Origin of the sequence: Actinoallomurus oryzae (assembly GCF_039541955.1) — a bacterium.
Taxonomy (GTDB): domain Bacteria; phylum Actinomycetota; class Actinomycetes; order Streptosporangiales; family Streptosporangiaceae; genus Actinoallomurus; species Actinoallomurus oryzae.
The window spans coordinates 323071-339174 of sequence record NZ_BAABHF010000009.1 but is presented as its reverse complement, the minus strand read 5'-3'; the positions used below and the strand labels follow the sequence as shown (position 1 = coordinate 339174).

Below are 16104 nucleotides of genomic sequence, written 5' to 3'. Positions count from 1 at the left end.
TTGCCGAGCCGGAGAAGTCCATTTGGGCAGCGTATGCCGCATCGGAGAAGCGGCCGCGGCGTGTCGGCGCTCTGGACGTCGAGCACACCCACGCCCTGAGACGCGTGATCGCGGTGCCCCCGATCGTCGCCCCGGTCCGGGAGAGCCGTGACGCGTACGTGCGGCGCGCCGAGGACGTGACCTACGTCTGCCCCTGGGAGACGCGGCTGCGCTCGTGGCTGGCCTTCGACCGGTTCCGCGCCGGGATGTCGGAGCAGCTCGCCGAGATGTTCGTGCCGCGGCGCGTGGCGGAGCAGGCCGAGGGGGCGTTCGACCGCTGGAAGCGGCAGGCCGGCACGCTCAGCCCGCACATCCTGTCGAGCACCTGGCAGGTACCGCTCGCCTGGTTCGTCCCTTTTGTCGCGAAGGAGCGCTGGCTCGTGCTCGGCGCGCACGACGACAACCTCGGCGGCGGCCCGACGACCGCCACGCCCGTGCGCACGCTGATCTACGTCACGCCGATGGCCCAGGCGCGCCGCCGCGTCGCCCGCGCGCTGGTCGCCGTACGGCGCCACGCCGGTGAGCACCTCGACGTCGGCGAGGTCGAGTCGGTGGGCCGCTGGCTGGAGGAGTTCCACCCGCACTCGCTGGTCGAACTCGACTACGGAGGGCTCGTGCACCTCCTCGACGACGCCGCTCTGCGCGCCGATGAGTCCGTGGCCGAGGTGGCCGCGGCGATCACGGGTATGGAGACCGGGCAGACCGAACTGGCGGTCGCGATGCACAAGCGTGTCGTCGCCCGCTGGCGCGTCGTACGAGCTCTTGAATCCGCGAACTGAGGACAATTACCTGAATCAGCGCGCGATGCGACGATACGTGTCGCTAGAATCACGCAGCGTGACTCAGCCACCAAAAATCGCAGAGTTGCTATCAGGGACTTGCCTGTTGCGCTGAGTGGTGGCATGGTTACGTCTTGTGATGTCAAAGTGGTTCATCCAGACCATAAGAGACATCAGTGGCACGCGCGAGGATCAAACGCTGGATCGCTGTCATCGGTCCACGGAGGAGAGGCCGCACAAATGTCAGCTCGTACGCCAGAGGCCGAGCCCCTGCTGACGCCGGCAGAGGTGGCGACGATGTTCCGCGTCGACCCCAAGACCGTCACCCGCTGGGCGAAGGCTGGGAAGTTGACGTCAATCCGGACGCTGGGAGGGCATCGGCGCTACCGCGAGGCCGAGGTCCGCGCTCTGCTGGGGGGGATCCCGCAGCAGCGGTCGGAGTAACCCGGAGACACCCCGATCCGTGATCGGCGAGCCAAGTGAGCGCCGGTCGCCGTCGCCACGGCGACGCATCCGGTCGGCCGCGTCTCTCCGTGGCCGGTCGCACTGCGTGAACCGCGATGTGGCGGAGCCACCGTCGCGTGCGGACGGTCGGGGGGCTTCCACGAGAAGTTCAATCGGCCCCGTCCCGAACGGGGCCGCGTAGGGGGGTTCTACGGACTCCGCGAGGGTCGTCTCCGGCCTGGAGGGGCCATCGTTCCCGAGAGGATCGACGGCCGCTTCGGACTGGAGACGACTCACGCTGAAGGTGCGGTCGTCCCGCCCAACAGCGGGCGGGACGGTCGTGCCGCCGCAAAGCCGCCCGGAACACCTGCGCAACGCAGGCCGGACGGCGGGACACGCGCAAAACCGCCGGGACACGCCCAAAGGGCTGAGACACGCCCGATTGATCGAAGGATCCCAACCGGACTGACGGCCGGCCCGCTCTCGTCCGCGCGAAAGGCGCGCGACGCGACCCGGCCCTCGGGGGGTGCCGGAGGGCCTTCGCAGGGGGAGATGGGCCGCAACCCCGCAGGCGATGAGAGGCGCCGTACGGCGTCCGCGTGCGGGAGGGCGGTCCATGATGGGCGTGCCCGCGTCGTGGACGATGGTGGCCCGTCTCAGGGCCGTCTGGGCGGGATGCTCGTGGGTCGGCTGCGGTCGATTGTGGGTGCTCGGGTGAGCGCCTCCGCCTCAGGAGCACCGATGACCCGTGGTTCGGGTCAGGCGGGTGTGTCGTCGGCGAGGCGTTCGAGCAGTGCGGCCACCTCGGGGTCGTGGCGGGCGGCGACGTCCAGGAGCACGACGTGGTGGTCGACGAGGAGGCGTTCGAGGTCGGCACGCGGCAGGTCGCGGTGTTCGAGCCAGTCGAGGCCCGCCGTCTCCACCGACGCCATCCACGAGCGCAGCGTGATGCGCAGCACCGGGCCCGGGTCCTTGACGCCGATCGCGGCGGTGATGTGGTGCATCACCAGGCTGCGGATGTTGTCCAGAACCTCGCCGACCTCGCCCGAGCGGTACGCCGGGCCGCCGCGCAGCAGGGCCACGAAGCCCGCCGCGTGATCTTCCACGTAGTCGAAGTAGCGGTGCAACGAGACCGCCAGGCGTTCGAGTGGCTTGCCCTCGGCCGGGGGTTCGAGCAGGTCGCTCAGCTGCTTGGCGGCGCTGTGCAGCGCGGCGAGGTAGAGCTCCTGCTTGCCGCCGAAGTAGTGATAGACGAGGGCTCGTGACGCGCCGGCGGTGTCGGCCACGTCGTCGATCGAGATGTCCTCCGGCTGCCGGTCGCTGAACAGCTCGAGGGCAGCGGCGATGAGCTCGTCGCGGCGCTCGTCGACGCTGAGCCGCCGCCTGCTCGGACGGCTGCCGGAGCCCACGACACGATCACCCACGCCTGGCAGCGTATCCGAGCCCGCGTCCAATAGACGGCCATCCGTGGCAGGTCAGCGCCGACACGACCCCCCAAACACCGTCTATCGACCATGACCGAAAGTCCTCTCCTGACCGCCCGTTACGCACTGTTACAGCAGTCAAGGGTCGTGTCGGGGCATCATGGCATCTCCTCCCTTGCGGCGGTCCGTCTGTTTCTGCCCGGATTCAGGTGGGGCGTCGGAGACACAGGAGACCGAAGTGGCAGCAGAGGATGAACGCCGGGAGAGGGTCGTGGCGGCGAAGCCCACCATCCGGAACGTCGCCGAACGAGCAGGCGTGTCCAAATCACTGGTCTCGCTCGTCATGCGCGGGTCGCCACACGTCAGCGAGCACCGCCGGCAGGCCGTGCTCAAGGCGGCGCGCGAGCTGGGATACCGGCCGAACGCGGTCGCGCGCAGCCTCGTCGAGGGCCGTACGCGCCTGATCGGAGCGCTGGTCGCCGACCTGCACAACCCCTTCTTCGCCGAGTTCCTCGACGGGTTGCAGGAGAGCCTGCACGGCGCGGGCCTGCGCATGCTCGTCGGCAGCGGCCGGTGGGACCCGCACTTCGAGGCCGAGGCGGTCGAGGCGTTCTTGGAGATGCGGGTCGACGGCCTCGTCCTGCTCAGCGTGGTGCCCGACTCGCTGAAGGAGGCCGCCAAGAGCGTCCCGGTCGTGGTCGTGGGCGAGCGCGACGTGGAGGGCGTCGACATCGTCGTCGACGACGACGAACTCGGCGCACGGCTGGCCGTCGACCACCTCGTCGGGCTCGGGCACGACCGGATCGCGCACATCGAGGGTGCGCCGTCGACGACCGCGCACTACCGCAGGGTCGGGTACGAATCGGCGATGAGAAGCCACCGGCTCGATGACCGGATCATCGTGGAGCCGGGCGACTTCACCGAGGACGGCGGCTACCGCGCGGCACGCAAGCTGCTGTCCCACGACCCGCGGCCGACCGCGATCTTCGCGCCGAACGACCTGGTCGCTACCGGTGTCCTGTCCGCCGCCGACGAACTCGGCCTGCACGTGCCCGAGGACATCTCGATCGTCGGGTACGACAACACGCATCTGGCCGCGATCCGGCACGTCTCCCTGACGAGCGTCGACCAGCCGCGCCGCGACATGGGGCGCGTCGCCGCCGAGCGCCTCTGCGCCCGCATCAACGACCCGCTGCGCGACACCCTGCAGACGCTCGTCGTGCCGCACCTGGTCATCCGGTCCACGACCGGCCGCGCCCCCGGCCACTGATCCCCCCGCGGCGCCGGGTACCCCGCGCGGGTCTTGTCACGGTAAGCGGCCGGTCAAGTCTGGCCGAAGCCGCCTGCCGTACGGCCGGGGCGCGGCCTTAATGGGTGAGCACACCAGCCGCTCGGCGGGCCGAGGGGGTGGCGTCGCCAGGCCCATCGGGGGATCGGCCGGCACGCCACCGCGGGACCCCGGGCGGCGGCCAGAGTGGATCATGTGGACCCGGGGGTAATCATGCGTGATCCGGAGTTGGTCTCCTGCGCCCAGCGCGCCGCGAGCGAACTGGAGCGCGCGTGGTCCCAGTGGCGGCGCGCGCGAGGCCTGATCGAAGAGGTCTCGGAGTCGGTCGCGAGCTACGTGGCCCATTCGATCGACCATCCCTGGGGCCGCCCGCGCGTGGTCCTGGGACTGGACGCGGATGAGGCCCGCGCTCTCGCGGCGCTGCTCGGCAAGGAGCACGCCTGCCTGTAGCCCGGTGACCCACCTGGCCGGACACCGGGCTGGAACCGTGCCCGGAACCGTCTAGGGCAGCCTCTCGGACGGTCGCCGGAAGCCCAGGCGTGACCGCCGTCGCCGCGAACTCAGCGCGGAGAGGGCGACGGCGGTCACTCAGCCCGGACGCCAGGGGTCGCCGGGGCGACGGCGTGCTGCTGAGAACCTGGATGCGCAGGTCAACGGGCGGATGACGGTTACCCGGCCCGCGGTTGGGCAGGGCTTTACCGTTAACCGGCCAAAGCTCTGCCCCGTCTTTGGCACACTGAGTCATGATGTCTGAGCTCATGACTCGTTCCGGACGTAAGGCCTTCGGCGCCCTGGCGATCGCGGCCGTGGCCGGGCTGGTCAGCGCCTGCGGTTCCGGCGGCGACTCCACCGCCTCGGCCGCGCCGCCGTCCGCCGCGCCCACCTCCGCCGCGGCGTCTTCGGCCGCGCCCACGCCGCAGGCGCCGCTCGCCGGAAAGACCATCGTGATCGACCCGGGCCACAACGGCGGCAACGCCTCCCACCCGGAGATCATCAACAAGAAGGTCAACGTCATCAACGCGACGAAGCCGTGCAACACCACCGGCACCGCGACGAACGACGACTACCCCGAGCACGCCTTCACCTGGGACGTCTCCCTCCGCCTGGCCAAGATCCTGCGCGCCAAGGGTGCCAAGGTCATCCTCACCCGCAAGAACGACAAGGGCGTCGGCCCCTGCGTCGACGAGCGGGCGAAGATCGCCAACCGGGCCCACGCCGACGCCAGCCTCGCCATCCACGGTGACGGCGCCCCGGCGAGCGGCCACGGGTTCCACATCATCGAGCCGGCGGTGCTCAAGGGGCACAACGACAAGGTCGTGCCCGAGTCCAAACGGCTCGGCATGGATCTGCGCAACGCCTTCCACCAGGGCACCGGCATCCCGTACTCCACCTACCTCGGCAAGCACGGCATCGACGTCCGCAGCGACCTGGGCGGGCTCAACGTCGCCACCGTCCCGGCCGTGTTCATCGAGGCGGGCAACATGCGCAACGCCGGCGACGCCGCCAAGATGAAGAGCCCCGCCGGACGGCAGAAGATGGCCGAGGCGCTGGCCCAGGGGTTCGTGAAGTTCCTGACCTGACGCCGCGACCAGGAGAATGGGGGCATGCCCCCGACCACAGCGGCCGAACGCGTACGTGACCTGTTCCACCAGGCCGGATACACCGTCGACGGCGTACGCGACCTGCTCGGGCCGGTCGCGGGTGCGGCCCTGGCCCGCGGCGAGATCGTTCCCCCGCTGCGCGCCTCGCGCGGAGGCACGCCCGTCGAGGCACTGCTCCGGCTCTTCTGGCTCCAGGTGCCGATACCCGCACGAGCCCTGCCCGCCGACGACCTGATCGCGCTCGGCCTGGCCGAACACGCCGACCGCGACACCGTACGGGCGCGCCTGCACGTCGAACCGGTCGAGGGCGATGCGCGTCACCTCGGCTACGTCGTCTCCGATCTGGTCGTACGGCCCGGTGCCGGCCGGCTCCGGCCCGACCACGTCGTCGGCCAGGGCGGCGCCTCGGCGAACCTGGCCCAGCTCGTTGTCCACAGGCCTGTGGACAACGTTCTCGATCTGGGGACGGGCTCCGGCGTCCAGGCCGTTCACCTGGCCCAACGTGCCCGGCGCATCACGGCCACCGACCTCGACCCGCGTGCCCTCGACCTGGCCGCGCTGAGCTTCGCCCTGTCCGGGGTGGAGGCCGAGCTCCTCGCCGGTGACCTGTTCGCGCCGGTCGAGGGCCGCACGTTCGACCTCATCGTGTCCAACCCGCCGTTCGTGATCTCGCCGGAGCGGCGGTTCGGCTACCGCGAGTCCGGCCTGCCCGGCGACGAGGTCTGCCGGCGGCTCGTACACGAGGCGCCGCGTCACCTCGCCGACGACGGCTGGTGCCACCTGCTCGCCAACTGGCTGCACGTCGAGGGCGAGGACTGGCACGATCGCGTCGCCGGCTGGATCGAGGGTGTGGACGGCTGGGTCGTGCAGCGCGACGTCCAGGACCCGGCGGAGTACGCCGAGCTGTGGCTGCGCGACTCCTGCGAGGCCGGCACGCCGGAGTACCGCGACCGGTACGACGCCTGGCTGGAGTCGTTCGAGAGCCGGAAGGTCACCGGCATCGGCTTCGGCTGGATCAGCCTGCACAGGAGCGGTGGCGAGGACGTCCGTGTCGAGGAGCTCCGGCACGCCGTCGACCAGCCGGTGGGCGCCTACGTGGACCGCGTCGTACGCGGCCGGCCGGCGATCACCGACGCGACGACGCTGCGTACCGCCGAGGGCGTCGTCCAGGAGCAGATCGGCCGGCCCGGCGCGGAGGATCCCGAGCGCATCGTGCTCCGCCAGACCCACGGCCTGCGCCGTGCCGCTCAGGTCGGCACGGTCGAGGCGGCGCTGGCGGGCGCCTGCGACGGCGACCTCCCGCTCGGTCCGCTGCTCGACGCGATCGCCCAGATCACCGAGACCGACCCCGGCGACGTACGCGCGGCGGCCCAGGACGTGATCCCGGATCTGGTCGCCGACGGATTCTTTGAGATCATCGACTGATGGTCCCGATCCGTACGCTCACACTCGGCGTGGCCGAGCCGCACCCGCTGACCGGTGACGTCATCGCCAAGTCCGCCGAGGCGCTGCGCCGCGCCGAGGCCGCCTGCCGCGCCGACGGCTACGAGGTGCAGACCCTGCGCCTGTCCGCCCGCCCCGTCTTCGGCGACCTGACCCCGACCGCCGCGTACGCCCGCGAACTGCAGGCGATGCTGGACGACGCGGGGCTCGTCTACCTCTCGCTCGGTCCCGTGACCGACGGCGTCGAGCTCGTCCCCGACCTGCTGATCGGCAATGACGCGCTCAACTGCACGGTACGGCTCGACGGCAACACCGCCGCCGCGCGCCCGGCCGCCGAGGCCATGCTCCGGCTCGCGAACGAGACCGAGGAGGGCTTCGGCAACTTCCGCTTCGCCGCGCTCGCGTGCGTGCCGCCGAACGGCCCGTTCTTCCCCGCCGCGTACCACGACGGCCCGGCCGACCTGACCGTCGGCCTGCAGGGCGCGAGCATCGCCGTGAAGGCGGCCGAGGGCGGCCTCGACGGGCTCACCGAGCGCGCCGCCGAGGCGTTCACCGCCGCGGCGAGCCCGGTCGTGCGGCTCGTGGAACGGATCGCCGGTGAGCTGGGCGTACGCTTCGGCGGCATCGACCTGTCCCCGGCGCCGAACGGCACCGACAGCGTCGGCGCCGCGTTCGAGGCCACGGTCGGCGCGTTCGGTGCGCCGGGCACCCTCGCCACCGCCGCCGCGCTGACCGCGGCGTTGCGCGGCACGAGCCTGCCGACGTGCGGATACAACGGGCTCATGCTGCCCGTGATGGAGGACGTCGTCCTGGCGCGCGCCTGGGAGGAGGGCCGGATCGGCCTGCACGACCTGCTGGCCTACTCCTCGGTCTGCGGTACGGGCCTGGACACCGTCCCGCTGCCGGGCGACAGCTCGCCCGACGACCTGGCGCGGCTGCTGCTGGACGTCACCGCGCTGGCCGTGAAGCTTCAAAAGCCGCTGTCGGCGCGGCTGTTCCCGGTGCCGGGCACGCGGTCCGGCGACCGCACCGCCTTCACCTCCGAGTACCTGACGAACACGATCGTCAGGTGGTGACCCGGGCGATCGCCTCCAGGCTCGCGGCGACGTAGGTCTCCGGGGCGGCGAGGAAGACGTCGTGGTCCTCCTCGATGGTGATCACCTCGGCGCCGAGAGCATCGGCCATCGCGCGCTGGTCGCGCGGCGGCACAGCGGAGTCCTTGGCCGTGACCATGACGACGGTCGGCACGTCCTTAAGCGAGGCGGTGTGCGGGCGGAAGTCGAAGTCGTACTCGGCCAGCATGACGTCCACCATCGTGCGCGGATGGCACAGCATGAGTTCGCGGCGCAGCCACTGCCACAGCAGCTTGGTCTCCGTGCTGCGGTTGCGGGTGTCGCCGAAGAACCGCAGCGACGCCGTACGCCCGAGCCCGAGTGCCGTGAGCGGCCGTACCGCGCGCAGGAGCGGCTTGGTCAGCTTGTCCATCCAGCTGTCGAACCGCAGCGCGGTGGCCTGGAGGACCAGCCCGGCGACACGGTCGGGATACCGGCGGGCGAGGTCGAGCCCGACCGGGCCGCCGAGCGAGTAGCCGAGCACGATCGCCTTGTCGATGCCGAGCGCGTCGAGCAGTGCGATCTGGTCGTCGGCGGCGCCCTCGATGGTGAACCGCTCCGCACGGGTCGGACCCCGGCCGTGCCCGTGGTGGTCCATCGCCACCAGGCCGCCGGGCAGGCGTGGCATGAGGTGGCAGAAGTTCACGTCGGCGGTGAGGGTCCAGCCGTGCAGGAGCAGAGCGGGGGTGTCCCCGTCGACGACCCGGACGGTGACCCGGCCACGGCCGGGCAGGTCGATCGCCCGGGCGGGCGGAAGGTCCGGCTCGATCACACTGGGGCCGACCCGGCCGAGCGGACGCATGAACCCCAGCCCCCGGCGAAGATCGGCCTGCGCACCCATGCCCAGAGCTTCGCACGACAAGCGAATCCAGCATATGAGACGGTTCTCACACCGATCTGGGGATTATCCGCAGGTACGGCGTGTGGCCTGGAGCAGCCGGTCGAGCCGGTCGGGAGCGTCCGTGGTCAGCACGGGGGTGTAGATCACCAGATGCAGGTCGGGCTGGTCCGAAGGCGCCAGGCGGTGGTGTTCCAGGTGGAGGTCGCCGACGACCGGGTGGTGGAACACCCGCTCGCGCGAGGCGAAGCCTTCGATGTCATGGCTCTTCCAGCCGGCGCGGAACTCATCGCTGGCATCGAGCAGGCGCTCGATCAGCTGCGCGTACGACGGGTCGCCCAGGCGGGGACCGGCCTCGGCCCGGAACTCGGCGAGGAACCGGCGGCTGGTGATCTCCCAGTCGGGCAGCAGCTCGCGTACGTACGGATCGGTGAACACCAGCCACAGCAGGTTGCGGTCCTCGGGCGGGACCGTGGCGACGTTCGGGTACAGCGCGGCGTACGCGGTGTTCCAGCCGGAGATGAACCAGTCCGGGGCGATCGCGTACGAGGGGAAGCCCTCGATCGCGTCGAGTAGCCGCTGTACGTGGGCGGGCGCGGTCCGTGGGATCGGCCGGACGTTCGGCTCCGGCGGGGAGTACCCGACCAGCGTCAGGAGGTAGGTGTGTTCGGCGACCGACAGCCGGAGCGTGCGCGCGATCGCGTCCAGCACCTGCCGTGACGGATGGATGTCGCGTCCCTGTTCGAGCCAGGTGTACCAGGTGACGCTGACGCCGGACAGGTACGCCACCTCCTCGCGCCGGAGCCCGGAGGTGCGTTTCCCGCCGATCGGCGGAAGCCCGAGGTCGGCGCGTACGAGCTGGTTGCGGCGTGCCCGGAGGAAGGCGCCGAGCTCGCCGCGCCGCTCGCGCTCGATGGTCACGGTTCGAATACTAGTAGTGCCACTACTAGAAGCCGCGCCGTCTTCAGCCGGGCCGGTCCGGCGGGGATCGTTGGGCGCATGCCAGAGCTGAGATCACGGACCGTAACGCACGGACGGAACATGGCCGGCGCCCGCGCCCTCCTGCGGGCCGCCGGAGTCGACCGGGAGGACTTCGGCAAGCCGATCGTCGCCGTCGCGAACAGCTTCACCGAGTTCGTCCCCGGTCACACGCACCTTCAGCCGGTCGGGCGGATCGTCTCCGCCGCGATCAAGGAGGCCGGCGGCGTCCCCCGGGAGTTCAACACCATCGCGGTCGACGACGGCATCGCCATGGGGCACGGCGGCATGCTCTACTCCCTGCCCTCGCGCGACCTCATCGCCGACTCCGTGGAGTACATGGTCAACGCGCACTGCGCCGACGCCCTGGTGTGCGTCTCCAACTGCGACAAGATCACCCCGGGCATGCTCATGGCCGCGCTGCGGCTCGACATCCCCACCGTCTTCGTCTCCGGCGGTCCCATGGAGGGCGGCGCCGCCACCCTGGCCGACGGCACGGTCCGCGACGGCCTGCACCTGGTCTCGGCCATGTCCGGCGCGGTCTCCGACGCCGTCACCGATGAGGACATCGCCCGTATCGAGGAGGCGGCGTGTCCCACCTGCGGCTCCTGCTCGGGGATGTACACGGCGAACTCGATGAACTGCCTGACCGAGGCGCTCGGCCTCGCCCTGCCCGGCAACGGCTCGACTCTGGCCACCCACACGGCGCGCCGGGCACTGTACGAGGACGCCGGACGTACGGTCGTCGACCTCGCCCACCGGTACTACGAGCAGGACGACGCGAGCGTGCTGCCGCGTGCCGTCGCCTCGCGCACCGCCTTCGACAACGCGATGTCGCTGGACATCGCCATGGGCGGCTCGACCAACACGATCCTGCATCTCCTGGCCGCCGCGCGGGAGGCCGAACTCGACTTCACCCTGCGCGACATCGAGGAGCGCTCCCGCGCCGTGCCCTGTCTCTGCAAGGTGGCCCCGAACGGCAGGTACCTGATGGAGGACGTCCACCGCGCCGGGGGCGTTCCCGCGATCATGGGCGAGCTGCATCGCGCCGGGCTCCTCCACGAGGAGGTGCACGCCGTCCACGCCGACTCGTTGGGCGAATGGCTGAAGACCTGGGACGTCCGCGGTGGATCACCGTCGCCGGAGGCCCTGGAGCTGTTCCACGCCGCTCCGGGGCGCGTCCGCTCCTCCGCCGCGTTCTCCCAGTCGGAGCGCTGGCGGGATCTGGACCTCGACGCCGCGAACGGCTGCGTCCGCGACGTCGGTCACGCCTACTCCTCCGACGGCGGGCTGGCGGTGCTGCGCGGCAACCTGTCCGAGGACGGGTGCGTGGTGAAGACCGCCGGTGTGGACGAGTCCATCCTGACCTTCACCGGCCCCGCCGTGGTGGTCGAGTCGCAGGAGGAGGCCGCCGAGGCGATCCTCGACGGGCGCGTCGAGGCGGGCGACGTCGTCGTGGTCCGCTATGAGGGCCCACGCGGCGGGCCGGGCATGCAGGAGATGCTGTACCCGACCGCGTACCTGAAGGGCCGTGGCCTCGGCAAGACCTGTGCCCTCGTCACCGACGGCCGCTTCTCCGGCGGCACCTCCGGCCTGTCGATCGGCCACGTCTCGCCGGAAGCGGCGGCCGGCGGCACCATCGCTCTCGTCGAGGACGGCGACACCATCGTCATCGACATCCCGAACCGCTCGATCCGGCTGGACGTCCCGGACCACGCGCTGGCCGAGCGCCGCGCCCGCCTGGAGGCGGCCGGCGGCTACCGGCCCCGGCACCGTGACCGGGCCGTGTCGACCGCGTTGCGCGCCTACGCCTCCATGGCCCTGTCCGCCGACAAGGGGGCCGTCCGCGAGGTGGACTGACCTACTGTGGAGCCTGATGGAGCGGATCCTGGTCAGTGCCTGCCTGCTGGGCCAGCCGGTGCGCTTCGACGGCACCGGCAGGCGCAGCGATGACGCGCTGTTCGAACGCTGGCGGCGGGAAGGGCGGCTCGTGCCGTTCTGCCCCGAGGTGCGCGGTGGGTTGCCGGTGCCGCGTCCGCCGGCCGAGATCAGCGGTGGGTCCGGTGCGGACGTCCTCGACGGCCGTGCCGCGATCCTCACGCCGGACGGCACCGACGTCACCCGGCACTTCGTCCTCGGCGCCCGGCAGGCGCTCGAACGCGCGCGGTCGTACGGGATCCGGCTCGCGATCCTCAAGGAGGGCAGTCCCTCCTGCGGCAGCGCCCGCATCCACGACGGGTCGTTCGCCGGGCGCAAGATCCCCGGCGAGGGCGTCACGACCGCCCTGCTCGAACGGCACGGTATCGCCGTCTTCGCCGAGGACGCCCTGGGAGACGCCGCCGCCCGGCTGGCCGAGCTCGAACAAGGCTGACCTCGTACGCTCTCGGGCAGTTGACCTCGACCAAGGTTGAGGTTGAACACTGCTTCCCACGTCAACGAGGGGCAGTGGTGATCATGCGAGTGATTCAGGTGGAGCGTTTCGGCGGGCCCGAGGTGCTGGTGCCGGCCGACGTGCCGGACCCGGTGGCCGGGCCGGGGCAGGCGGTGGTCCGGGTGGCCGCGGCGGACGTCGGGTTCGTCGAGACGCAGATCAGGTCGGGGGCCATGGGCGAGTACTTCAGCGTCGTCCTGCCGTACGTCCCCGGCCACGGCGTGACGGGCGAGGTCGCCGGCGTCGGCGACGGCGTGGACCGGGGCTGGGTCGGCCGGCGGGTGGCCGCCTACACGGGCGAGCGGGGCGGGCGCGGCGGGTACGCCGAGCGGGCGGTGGTCGAGGCCGCCGCGCTGGTTCCGGTGCCCGACGGGCTGGAGCTGCGCGACGCGGCGGCGCTGCTGCACGACGGCGTCACCGCGCTGCACCTCCTGGACGTGGTCGGCGTACGGGCCGGTGAGTGGGCGCTGGTCACGGCGGCGGGCGGCGGCATGGGCCTGCTGCTGGTCCAGCTCGCGCACGCGGCCGGCGCGCGTGTCATCGGAGCCGCTCGCGGCAGGCGGAAGCTCGACCTGGTCGACGATCAGGGTGCGGACGTCGTGGTGGACTACTCCGAGCCGGGCTGGACGGACCGGGTGCGCGAGGCGACCGGCGGCGCGGGAGCCGACGTGGTTTTCGACGGTGCGGGCGGCGCGATCGGACGGGCGGCGTTCGAGGTGACCGCGCGCGGTGGCCGGTTCTCGGCCCACGGGGCGCCTTCCGGCGGGTTCGCCGTGCTCGACCCCGCGGAGGCGGAGAAACGCGACGTCACCGTGAGCGGCATCGGCGACCTCCAGCTCTCCCCGGAGGAGATGCGGCAGGTGCTCGCCCGGGCGCTGGCCGGGGCGGCGGAGGGCCGGATGCGTCCGGTCATCGGCCAGACCTTCGCGCTGGAACGCGCCGCCGACGCCCACGCCGCGATCGAGACCCGCGACGTCGTCGGACGGACGCTACTGCTGCCCTGACCAGGGGGCCCGAGTCGGCGGTGCGAACCGGCGGCGCGGGCGGTGGCACGAGCCAGTGGCGCAGACCGGTGCGTCGGCGGGGGCTGTCGGCGGGGGCTGAACCTGCGCGTACGAGTTGGCGTCGCGGTTCGTGGCCCGAGTCGGTCACGGCTCGCGATATGTCTTGACCGTCGCCGTGAACGCGATATATCTTCTCTGCGAACGAGACATTCTGCCCTGCTCCCGGCCGAACGTCGTGTCTGCCTACGAACGGCGTTCTTTACACGATCGTAGTTCAACGACGCGCAGTTCAACGACGGAGCATTGTTCGTTACATCGGAGGAGACCCATGGCCACGTCGACCGAGCCCCTGGCGGGGCCCGAAGCGGCGCGCAAGCCGTACCCCGCGCGCTGGATCGCGTTGTTCGTCCTGCTGGCCGCCGAGGTCATGGACCTGCTCGACGCGCTGATCACGAATATCGCGGCTCCGTCCATCCGGGCCGACATCGGCGGTGGCGCGAGCACGATCCAGTGGCTCGGCGCCGCGTACACGCTGGCCATGGCGGTGGGCCTGATCACCGGCGGTCGGCTGGGCGACATCGTCGGCCGCCGGCGGATGTTCCTGATCGGCGCCCTCGGCTTCACCGCGGGTTCGCTCCTCTGCGCGGTGTCGCAGTCGCCCGAGATGCTGATCACGTGCCGAGGAATTCAGGGGCTCTTCGGCGCCGTGATGCTTCCCCAGGGCCTGGGACTGATCAAGGAGATGTTCTCCGAGCAGGAGATGGGAACGGCGTTCGGCATGTTCGGGCCGGTCATGGGCCTGTCCTCGGTCGGCGGTCCGGTGCTGGCCGGCTGGCTGATCGACGCCGACTACTTCGGCACGGGCTGGCGCATGATCTTTCTGATCAACCTGCCGCTCGGGCTGCTCGCGCTGCTCGGCGGCCTGCGGTTCCTGCCGGAGTCTCGGGCGGCGCGACCGCCGCGACTGGACCTGGTCGGCGTGGTGCTGGCCGGATTCGCCTCACTTCTGATCGTCTACCCGCTGGTCCAGGGACGCGAGCTCGGCTGGCCCGCGTGGACCTTCGTCTCGATGGCCGTCGCGGTCGCCCTCTTCGGATTCTTCGGCTGGTACGAGGCGCGCAAGCGCCGTATGGGCGGTGACCCGCTGGTCGAGCCCGGTCTGTTCCGCAAGCGCGGCTTCACCGGTGGCCTCATCGTCGGCATCGTGTTCTTCGCTGGAATGTCCGGGTTCTCGCTGGCCTTCAGCCTCTTCGCCCAGCTCGGCCTCGGCTACTCACCGCTCAAGGCGGGCCTCGCCGGCGTGCCGCTCTCGGTCGGCATGATCGGCGGGTTCGGCGTCGCCCAGGCCGTCCAGAAGTTCGGCCGTACGGTCATCCACGCCGGCATCGTCGTCATGGTCGTCGGAGTCGGGACCGTCATCGTCACGCTGCACCTGGCCGGCATCGACGTGACGCCCTGGCAGCTGATCCCCTCGCTCGCGCTGACCGGCCTGGGCATGGGCGTGCTGATGGCGCCCTTCTTCGACATCGTCCTCGCCGGGGTGGAGACGCACGAGACCGGCTCGGCCTCCGGCACGCTCACCGCCGTACAGCAACTCGGCAGCGCGCTGGGCGTCGCGGTGCTCGGCACGCTGTTCTTCGGCTTCCTCGGCGGTCACGTCGCGAGCGCCACCGACAAGGTCGCGCCGCGTGCCCTCGCCGCGGCCGGCGTCCAGGGACCGGCACGCGACCACCTGGTCACCGAGTTGCGCACCTGCGGTCACGACCGGGCCACCGCCAAGGACCAGGAGGAGGTGCCGCCCTCGTGCGTACGGTTGGAGGGCGACCTGCGCACCGCCGAGGCACCCGTACGGCTGGCGGCGGTGCGCGCCGCCGAGCAGTCGGCCAAGCACGGCTTCAGCGAGGCGATGAACCTCACGCTGTGGATCGAGGCCGGCCTGCTGGCACTGACGTTCGGCACGGCGTTCCTCCTGCCCCTGCGCGCCCGACCGGAGGAGTGACCAGCCGCAGAGGGACGGCTCTCTCGACTTGTGAGAGGGGGCCGTCTCACTTTTCGAGTCGCCGGCGCTCTTCCTGTTTCTGCTGCTTGCGTTCGAGCTTGCGGCGTTTGAGTTCGGCGTCCGTCGCCTTGCGTTCGACGCTGACGCCGCCCCAGAAGGCTACGCCGGTGACGACGATCCTTGGCGCGCCCGGTGCGCCGGGGCCGGTCGCACGTGTGTCGAAGCCGCCCATGATGCCGAGGCCGCCGACGTGCACCTCGGCGTCCTCCGGCACGAGGATCTGCACACCGCCCATCACGGCGTATGCGCGGACCGTGATCTGCGGACCGGAGAAGCGCGCCTCGCGCAGGTCTACCACCCCACCGCCGCAGAATGCCACGGCGTTGAACGTCTCGGGCGCCACCCATCCGCCCTTGCGCTCGAAGCCGCCGAGGATGGCGATGCCCATCGTCGACGTCGGTGTGCCGCCGAACCGGTCACGGGCCGGGACCCGCGGGGCGGAAGCGGGATGCGACTCCGACGGCAGGTCACGAGTGATGGGCTCGAGGTCACCATACGTCTTCGCGGCGTACACTGCGCTGAGTCGTTCGTCGAGTTCTTCCAGGTCAAGGCGGCCTTCCCCGGCGGCCTCGCGGAGGATCGCGGCGACGTCGTCCCGATCGGCGTCGGAGATGCGCATCTCGCGCCGCTCAGGAAGATTCGTCATGCAGACAGACTAAAGCGC

Annotated in this window: 15 protein-coding genes; 11 read left to right on the top strand and 4 right to left on the bottom strand. The window is 71.3% G+C overall.

What is annotated here, in order from left to right:
• A partial coding sequence (locus ABEA10_RS03330) for a DUF8083 family protein (RefSeq protein ID WP_345457189.1) occupies positions 1–818 on the top strand: 818 nt, incomplete at its 5' end.
• Positions 819–1058: 240 nt separating this feature from the next.
• Positions 1059–1262, top strand: coding sequence for a developmental transcriptional regulator BldC (gene bldC / locus ABEA10_RS03325; RefSeq protein WP_141956617.1), 204 nt, complete (start codon positions 1059–1061; stop codon positions 1260–1262).
• A 758-nt stretch (positions 1263–2020) separates the two neighbouring features.
• On the opposite strand, the gene ABEA10_RS03320 is transcribed toward bldC, so the two are convergent.
• Entirely contained in the window at positions 2021–2686 is a 666-nt protein-coding gene (locus ABEA10_RS03320) for a TetR/AcrR family transcriptional regulator (protein ID WP_329250180.1), read from the bottom strand.
• A gap of 238 nt (positions 2687–2924) precedes the next feature.
• On the opposite strand from ABEA10_RS03320, the gene ABEA10_RS03315 reads away from it, so the two are divergent.
• The 5 genes from ABEA10_RS03315 (at position 2925) to ABEA10_RS03295 (ending at position 8094) form a co-directional block, all read left to right on the top strand.
• The gene (locus ABEA10_RS03315; protein ID WP_329250183.1) at positions 2925–3956 is read left to right on the top strand and encodes a LacI family DNA-binding transcriptional regulator; all 1032 of its coding nucleotides are present in this window, start codon (positions 2925–2927) and stop codon (positions 3954–3956) included.
• Between the two features lie 231 nt (positions 3957–4187).
• Positions 4188–4424 (top strand): hypothetical protein, encoded by a 237-nt coding sequence (locus tag ABEA10_RS03310; protein WP_329250187.1) that lies wholly within the window; start codon positions 4188–4190, stop codon positions 4422–4424.
• A gap of 308 nt (positions 4425–4732) precedes the next feature.
• Positions 4733–5554 carry an N-acetylmuramoyl-L-alanine amidase gene (locus ABEA10_RS03305; RefSeq protein WP_345457184.1) on the top strand — a complete coding sequence of 274 codons (822 nt, stop codon included), beginning with the start codon at positions 4733–4735 and terminating at the stop codon, positions 5552–5554.
• 24 nt (positions 5555–5578) lie between these two features.
• On the top strand, positions 5579–7000 hold the full coding sequence (locus tag ABEA10_RS03300; RefSeq protein WP_345457181.1) for a DUF7059 domain-containing protein: 1422 nt from the start codon (positions 5579–5581) through the stop codon (positions 6998–7000).
• Positions 7000–8094 (top strand): DUF711 family protein, encoded by a 1095-nt coding sequence (locus ABEA10_RS03295; protein WP_345457178.1) that lies wholly within the window; start codon positions 7000–7002, stop codon positions 8092–8094. Before ABEA10_RS03300 ends, ABEA10_RS03295 begins: the two co-directional genes overlap by 1 nt.
• Here the strand turns inward: ABEA10_RS03295 and ABEA10_RS03290 are convergent.
• Both ABEA10_RS03290 and ABEA10_RS03285 read right to left on the bottom strand, forming a co-directional pair.
• Positions 8084–8992 carry an alpha/beta fold hydrolase gene (locus ABEA10_RS03290; RefSeq protein WP_345457175.1) on the bottom strand — a complete coding sequence of 303 codons (909 nt, stop codon included), beginning with the start codon at positions 8990–8992 and terminating at the stop codon, positions 8084–8086. The two genes, ABEA10_RS03295 and ABEA10_RS03290, sit on opposite strands and share 11 nt — an antisense overlap.
• A 42-nt stretch (positions 8993–9034) precedes the next feature.
• A complete protein-coding gene (locus ABEA10_RS03285; RefSeq protein WP_345457172.1) occupies positions 9035–9889 on the bottom strand; it encodes a helix-turn-helix transcriptional regulator in 855 nt (284 codons plus the stop codon).
• Between the two features lie 78 nt (positions 9890–9967).
• Between ABEA10_RS03285 and ilvD the strand changes: the two genes are divergently transcribed.
• The 4 genes from ilvD to ABEA10_RS03265 all read left to right on the top strand — a co-directional run bounded on the left by ilvD (position 9968) and on the right by ABEA10_RS03265 (position 15380).
• On the top strand, positions 9968–11806 hold the full coding sequence (gene ilvD / locus ABEA10_RS03280; RefSeq protein WP_345457169.1) for a dihydroxy-acid dehydratase: 1839 nt from the start codon (positions 9968–9970) through the stop codon (positions 11804–11806).
• Between the two features lie 16 nt (positions 11807–11822).
• Positions 11823–12317, top strand: coding sequence for a 2-thiouracil desulfurase family protein (locus ABEA10_RS03275; RefSeq protein ID WP_329250207.1), 495 nt, complete (start codon positions 11823–11825; stop codon positions 12315–12317).
• Between the two features lie 83 nt (positions 12318–12400).
• Positions 12401–13381: a zinc-binding dehydrogenase gene (locus ABEA10_RS03270; protein ID WP_345457165.1), complete on the top strand. Its 981-nt coding sequence runs from the start codon at positions 12401–12403 to the stop codon at positions 13379–13381.
• 328 nt (positions 13382–13709) lie between these two features.
• Complete coding sequence (locus ABEA10_RS03265; RefSeq protein WP_345457162.1) at positions 13710–15380, top strand: MFS transporter; 1671 nt, start codon at positions 13710–13712, stop codon at positions 15378–15380.
• Between the two features lie 46 nt (positions 15381–15426).
• Here ABEA10_RS03265 and ABEA10_RS03260 read toward each other — a convergent pair whose 3' ends face one another.
• Complete coding sequence (locus ABEA10_RS03260) at positions 15427–16086, bottom strand: DUF1707 SHOCT-like domain-containing protein (protein ID WP_345457159.1); 660 nt, start codon at positions 16084–16086, stop codon at positions 15427–15429.
• Between the last annotated feature and the right edge of the window lie 18 nt (positions 16087–16104).